The sequence below is a fragment of the Stenotrophomonas sp. 3diitr2024 genome (assembly GCF_042136455.1).
Lineage (GTDB): Bacteria > Pseudomonadota > Gammaproteobacteria > Xanthomonadales > Xanthomonadaceae > Stenotrophomonas > Stenotrophomonas sepilia.
In genome coordinates this window covers 1-5997 of the sequence record NZ_JBHHMJ010000599.1, presented here as the reverse complement: position 1 = coordinate 5997, position 5997 = coordinate 1, and the positions used below count along the sequence as shown (strand labels likewise).

General features: G+C 67.1%; 6 protein-coding genes and 1 tRNA gene. 1 reads left to right on the top strand and 6 read right to left on the bottom strand.

What is annotated here, in order from left to right; translation table 11 throughout:
• Positions 1 to 75: 75 nt before the first annotated feature.
• The 6 genes from pgi to pcnB all read right to left on the bottom strand — a co-directional run bounded on the left by pgi (position 76) and on the right by pcnB (position 5677).
• Positions 76 to 1590 carry a glucose-6-phosphate isomerase gene (gene pgi / locus ABGA94_RS15525; protein ID WP_375367724.1) on the bottom strand — a complete coding sequence of 505 codons (1515 nt, stop codon included), beginning with the start codon at positions 1588 to 1590 and terminating at the stop codon, positions 76 to 78.
• Positions 1587 to 1967, bottom strand: coding sequence for an aspartate 1-decarboxylase (gene panD, locus ABGA94_RS15520; RefSeq protein ID WP_006432456.1), 381 nt, complete (start codon positions 1965 to 1967; stop codon positions 1587 to 1589). The genes pgi and panD overlap by 4 nt, the downstream gene beginning before the upstream one ends.
• A gap of 161 nt (positions 1968 to 2128) precedes the next feature.
• On the bottom strand, positions 2129 to 2968 hold the full coding sequence (panC, locus tag ABGA94_RS15515) for a pantoate--beta-alanine ligase (protein WP_171958211.1): 840 nt from the start codon (positions 2966 to 2968) through the stop codon (positions 2129 to 2131).
• A complete protein-coding gene (panB, locus tag ABGA94_RS15510) occupies positions 2965 to 3780 on the bottom strand; it encodes a 3-methyl-2-oxobutanoate hydroxymethyltransferase (protein ID WP_049439732.1) in 816 nt (271 codons plus the stop codon). Before panB ends, panC begins: the two co-directional genes overlap by 4 nt.
• A gap of 34 nt (positions 3781 to 3814) precedes the next feature.
• Positions 3815 to 4300, bottom strand: coding sequence for a 2-amino-4-hydroxy-6-hydroxymethyldihydropteridine diphosphokinase (gene folK / locus ABGA94_RS15505; protein WP_005416118.1), 486 nt, complete (start codon positions 4298 to 4300; stop codon positions 3815 to 3817).
• A 3-nt stretch (positions 4301 to 4303) separates the two neighbouring features.
• On the bottom strand, positions 4304 to 5677 hold the full coding sequence (gene pcnB / locus ABGA94_RS15500) for a polynucleotide adenylyltransferase PcnB (protein WP_095377484.1): 1374 nt from the start codon (positions 5675 to 5677) through the stop codon (positions 4304 to 4306).
• A gap of 52 nt (positions 5678 to 5729) precedes the next feature.
• Between pcnB and ABGA94_RS15495 the strand changes: the two genes are divergently transcribed.
• Positions 5730 to 5804, top strand: a tRNA-Glu gene (locus tag ABGA94_RS15495).
• Positions 5805 to 5997: the final 193 nt, after the last annotated feature.

Genomic DNA, 5997 nt, shown 5'->3' with positions numbered 1-5997 from the left:
GGCCGCAGGCCGGCAACCTCGTGAACGATTGAAGCATCGCCTGGATGCCGGCCAGCGGCCGGCACTACCCGGGCATCAGCCCTTCAACTGCGCCAGGATCTCGCGGGTCATCGGGTCGGCAACCGCCACATCCTCGCCCTGCAGCGCCGGCAGCAGGCCACTGGCCAGCTGCTTACCCAGTTCGACACCGAACTGGTCGAAGGCGTTGATGTTCCAGATCACCGACTGCACGTACACAGCGTGCTCGTACATGGCGATCAGTGCACCCAGCGCCTGCGGGGTCAGCGCGTCGAGCAGGATCAGCGTGCTCGGCCGGCCCCCCGGGTAGTCGCGGTGCGGATCTTCGCTGCCCTGGCCATTGGCCAGCGCTTCGGTCTGCGCCAGCAGGTTGGCCAGCAAGGCCTGGTGATTGATCGTATAGGGATCATCGTTGTGCACACAGCCGATGAAGTCGGCCGGAACGACGCTGGTGCCCTGGTGCAACGCCTGGAAGAAGCTGTGCTGCACATCGGTGCCCGCCCCACCCCACCACACCGGCACGGTGTCGACGGTGACCGGCTGGCCGTCGCGCTGCACGCGCTTGCCCAGGCTTTCCATCACCAGCTGCTGAAGGTAAGCCGGCAGCAGCGCCAGGCGCTGGTCGTAGGTCATCACCGCGTGCGTGGCATGGCCCAGCAGGTTGCGGTTCCAGATGTCGGTGAGGCCGTGCAGCACCGGCAGGTTGCGCTCCAGCGGTGCATCCAGCGCATGCGCATCCATCTGCGCCGCGCCTTCCAGCAACTGTTCAAAACGTTCGAAGCCGATGGCCAGCGCAATCGGGAAACCGACCGCCGACCACAGCGAATAACGGCCACCGACCCAGTCCCACATCGGCAGCACGCGATCGGCGGCGATCGCGAAGGCCTTGGCGGCGCGCTCCGGATTGGCGCTGACCGCATACAGGCGCTCGCTGCCACCCAGCCAGTCGTGCAGGATCTGGCCGTTGAGCAGCGTTTCCTGCGTGCCGAAGGTCTTGGAGATGAGGATGCCGGCGGTCTTCGCCGGATCCAGCGTGGCCAGCGTGCGCTGCATGGCGGCGCCGTCCACGTTCGACACGAAATGCACGCGCAGGCGCGCACCGCTGACCGGGCGCAGCGCATCGGCGACCAGGCGCGGGCCGAGGTCGGAACCCCCGATGCCGACACTGACCACATCGGTCACGCCGCTGTCTTCCACCGCGCGCACCAGCACGCCCATGCGCTGGCGGATGCCACGCGCGGTGGCATAGGCCTCGGCCGCCACCGGCGCATCGACCACGTCGCCACGCAGCGCGGTATGCAGCGCGGCGCGGCCTTCGGTCAGATTGACCTGCTCGCCGCGGAACAGGCGGGTGATGGCACCACCGACATCACGGTCGGCAGCCAGCGCCAGCAAGGCCTGCAGCGCCGCGGCATCGTATTTCTGACGGGCGAAGTTGACGTACAACGGACCGACCCGCAGCGCCAGGTCCTGCACGCGGCCGGGTTCGGCGGCGAGCAGACTGGGAATGCTTGCGCCCTTCAGGCGCTGGGCGTGGGAGTGCAGCGAGTCGAATCCGTTGTTCGTTGTCATGCGGCCTGGGTCGGGATCGTGTCGTTGGTGTGGGTGATCTGGTTGTTGCCATCAACGTACACCAGCTTCGGCTTGAAGCTGTCAGCTTCCTGCTCGGTCATGCTGGCGAACGCGGCGATGATGATGATGTCACCGACCTGCACGTGGCGCGCGGCGCCACCGTTGAGCGAGACAACGCCGCTGCCGGCTTCGGCGCGGATGGCATAGGTCGAGAAGCGCGCACCGTTGGTCACGTCCCAGATGTGCACCTGTTCGAACTCGCGGATGCCAGTGGCAGCCAGCAGGTTGTCATCGATGGCGATCGAGCCTTCGTAGTTCAGCTCGGAATGGGTGACGGTGGCGCGGTGGATCTTGGTCTTGAGCAGGGACAGGTGCATGGGGGCGCTGCAACGGCAAAGGAAAGAGCGGATTCTAGCACCCGCACAGCGCCGGGCATTACGGCCGGCAACCTGTTCAGGTAGGCGGTGAAACCAGGGGCGGATCCCTTTTCCCCTGGGAAAGGGATCTGACCCCAAGCATCGCGCGGCGCCGCCGGAACTCAGAACTCCAGGTTGTCGATCAGCCGGGTGGTACCCAGCCGTGCGGCGATCAGCGCCACCCGGCCGCCGCCGTCGAAGGTCGGCTCGGCCAGCTCCGGAGTGCGCAGCACCGCGTAGTCAACCTGGAAACCGGCCGCCTGCAATGCGGCAGTGGCCTCAGCCTCGATGCGATCACGTGCCTGCCCGGCCACGTAGCCTTCGCGCATGCCCAGCAGGGTCCGGTGGATGGTGGTCGCGACCGGACGCTGTTCGGCGCTCAGGTACTGGTTGCGCGAGCTCTTGGCCAGGCCATCCTCGTCGCGCACGATCTCCGCACCAACAATCTGGATCGGGAACGACAGCTCGGCCACCATCTGCCTGATCACGGCAAGCTGCTGGTAGTCCTTGCGACCGAACACGGCCACCTCCGGCTGCACCTGCAGGAACAGGCGCGCCACCACCGTGCAGACGCCATCGAAGTGCCCCGGGCGGCTGGCACCTTCCAGCACTTCACTCACGCCCGGCGCGTGCACGCGCGTGGTCTTGTCCACGCCCAGCGGGTACATCGCCTCCACGCTGGGCAGCCACACCGCATCGCAGCCAGCCTGCTCCAGCCCGGCAACGTCGGCCTCGGGCGTGCGCGGGTAGCGGCTGAAGTCCTCGTTCGGCCCGAACTGGGTCGGGTTGACGAAGATGCTCGCCACCACCTTGTCGGCATACTGGCGGGCCAGGGCCACCAGCGAATGGTGGCCCCCATGCAGGTTGCCCATGGTCGGCACCAGCGCCACGCGCAGGCCCTCGCGCTTCCACTGGGCGATCTGCCCGCGCAACGCGCCGAGCTCGTTGAAGGTCTGGATCATTGGGCGTAGGCGTGCTGTTCGTCGGGGAAGCTGCCGTCGCGCACGGCGTCGGCAAATGCGCGGGTGGCACCGGCCACCGAGCCGCCTTCGGCAAGGAAATCCTTGACGAACTTGGGACGGCGATGGCCACTGTCCAGGCCGAGGAAATCGTGCAGCACCAGCACCTGGCCATCGCACTGCGGGCCAGCACCGATACCGATGGTCGGCACATCCACCGCAGCGGTCACTTCGGCGGCGACCGGGGTCGGCACGCATTCAAGCACCATGATGCTGGCGCCTGCGGCGGCCACGGCCTTGGCATCCTCCACCAGCTGGCGCGCAGCATCGCCGCGGCCCTGGATCTTGAAGCCGCCCAGGCGCAGCACCGATTGCGGGGTCAGGCCCAGGTGCGCGCAGACCGGAATCTCGCGCTCGACCAGGTAGCGGATGATGTCGACCTTGAAGCCGGCACCTTCGATCTTGACCATCTCGGCACCGGCCTGCAGCAGCTGCAGCGAGGCATCCAGCGCGCGTTCCGGGGTGGCATCGGCACCGAACGGCAGGTCGGCCACCAGCAGCGCACGCTGCAGCACGCGGGCCACGGCGCGGGTGTGGTAGACCATGTCGGCCACGGTCACCGGCAGGGTCGAATCATGACCCTGCACGACCATGCCCAGCGAATCGCCGATCAGGATCAGATCGACGCCGTTGGCATCGAAGGTGCGGGCGAAGCCGGCGTCGTAGGCGGTCAACATGACCAGCTTCTGGCCATTGCGCTTGGCCTCGGCCAGGGCGGGAACGGTCCAGGGCTTGCTGTCTGCGTGGGTGCTCATGTGCTGATAACCGGGGGAGATAACCCGGTCATTATCACCCTATCGGCGCAATCCCGCAGGCATCCACCCGCACCACTGCATCCCGCACGCTGCCATGACCGGGAATGGCCAGATCAGGCGCGATTTCGGCCAGTGGCACCAACACGAAGGCACGCTCGTGCAGATAGGGATGAGGTACCTGCAGGCCGGGCAGGTCGATCACCTGCGTGCCATACAGCAGCAGGTCCAGGTCCAGCGCGCGCGGCCCCCAGTGCACCGCCGGATCGCGCACGCGGCCAAAGCCCCGCTCCAGCGCCAGCATGGCCTGCAGCAACTCATCGGCCGCCAAGGTGGTTTCGACCGCAGCCACGGCATTGACGAACGGCGGCTGGTCTTCATTGCCCCAGGCCGGGGTTGCATAGAGCCGCGAGGCCTGTCGCAGGCGCGTTCCCGGCAGGCCGTCCAGCGCGGCAATCGCCGCGCCCACGGTCGCGGCCGCGTCGCCAAGGTTGGCGCCGAGGCCGATCCAGGCGAGGGTCATCGCTTACTCGCCCGCCGCAGCAGCACCGGGACGTCGACGGCGACGGCGGCGCTTGCGCGGTGCCCCGCTCTCGTCATCGCCGTCTTCACTGTGCATCGCATCCAGCGACGACTCCAGCTCGCGACCGGACTGCGCCTGTGCTTCGCGCCAGAACTCGACATCCACTGCATGCTCGGACGAAGCGACCTGGCGCAGGCTGAGGAAATCGAACGCGGCGCGGAAGCGCGGGTGGGTCAGGGTACGGAATACGCGCTTGCGCTGGCGCGAGCTGAAGCGCGACTGCAGCAGCCAGATCTCCTGCATCGGCAGCGAGAAGCGGCGCGGCAGCGCGATGGTGCTGAGCTGCTGCACGGTGACCCGGTCGGCGGCGCGGCGCTGCGCCTCTTCCGGTGCCACTCCCTGCTTGAGCAGGGTCGCCTGTGCGCGGCAGAACGCCGGCCACAGCAGCAATGCGAACAGGAACGCCGGCGAGACCGGCTCGTCGTTGGCCACGCGAGCATCGGTGTTGGCCAGGCCCTCGACCAGCATGCGGCGCAGCGCGCCGGTGCGGTTGGACTTCAGCGCCCTGGCGCTCTCCGGGAACAGCACGTCGAGCAGGCCGTAACGCTCAAGGCCTTCGAAGCTGGCCACGCCGTGCCCGGACAGGAACAGCTTGAGCACTTCCTCGAACAGGCGCGCCGGCGCGGCTTCGTTGAGCAGGCCGGCCAGGTGCGGGATGGGCGCGGCGGTACCCTCTTCGATCTGGAAGCCGAGCTTGGCCGCCAGGCGCACCGCACGCAGCATGCGCACCGGGTCTTCCCGATAACGCTGCTCGGGATCGCCGATCAGTTTCATCAGGCGCGCCTGGACGTCTTCGAAGCCGCCGGTGTAGTCGCGCACCGAGAAGTCCTCGATGGCGTAGTACAGGGCGTTGCAGGTGAAGTCTCGGCGGACCGCGTCGTCTTCGATGGTGCCGTACACGTTGTCGCGCACGAGCATGCCGTTTTCCATCTCGCGGTCGCCGCTGCCGTCATCGCTGTTGGCACGGAAGGTGGCGACTTCGATGATTTCGCGGCCGAACACAACGTGGGCGAGGCGGAACCGACGACCGATCAGGCGGCAGTTGCGGAACAGCTGCTTGACCTGTTCGGGCGTGGCATCGGTGGCCACGTCGAAATCCTTGGGTTGGCCATTGACCAGCAGGTCGCGCACCGCGCCGCCGACAAGGTAGGCGCCGAAGCCGGCATCGCGCAGGCGATAAAGCACGCGCAGGGCGTTCGGGCTGATGTCCTTGCGGGAGATCGTGTGCTGGTCGCGCGGGATGACGCGCAGGCTGAACGGTGATGTAGCAGGGGAAATGATGTTGGCGCTTCCGGTTGAAGTTTCGGGATTGCCCAATGGCATCGAGGTGCATATACTAGCGCTCCTGCCTCGGCAGCGACACAGTTACGCTCCCTTCGTCTAGTGGTTAGGACGTGGCCCTCTCAAGGCTAAAACAGGGGTTCGAGTCCCCTAGGGAGCGCCAGTCGCCGCAGCAGGAACCGAAAAAGCCCGCCTTGTGCGGGCTTTTCTGTTTTCCGGGATTTGCATTGGCATCGATCGGTTTGGTCGCAGTAGCGCCCCCCCTGTTCCTGCGTGGGAGGGGGCGGGCCACCCTTTTCTGGACACGCAAGAGCCCATCCATGGTGCTCGATGGCGCCATCCATGGCGCCAACGGT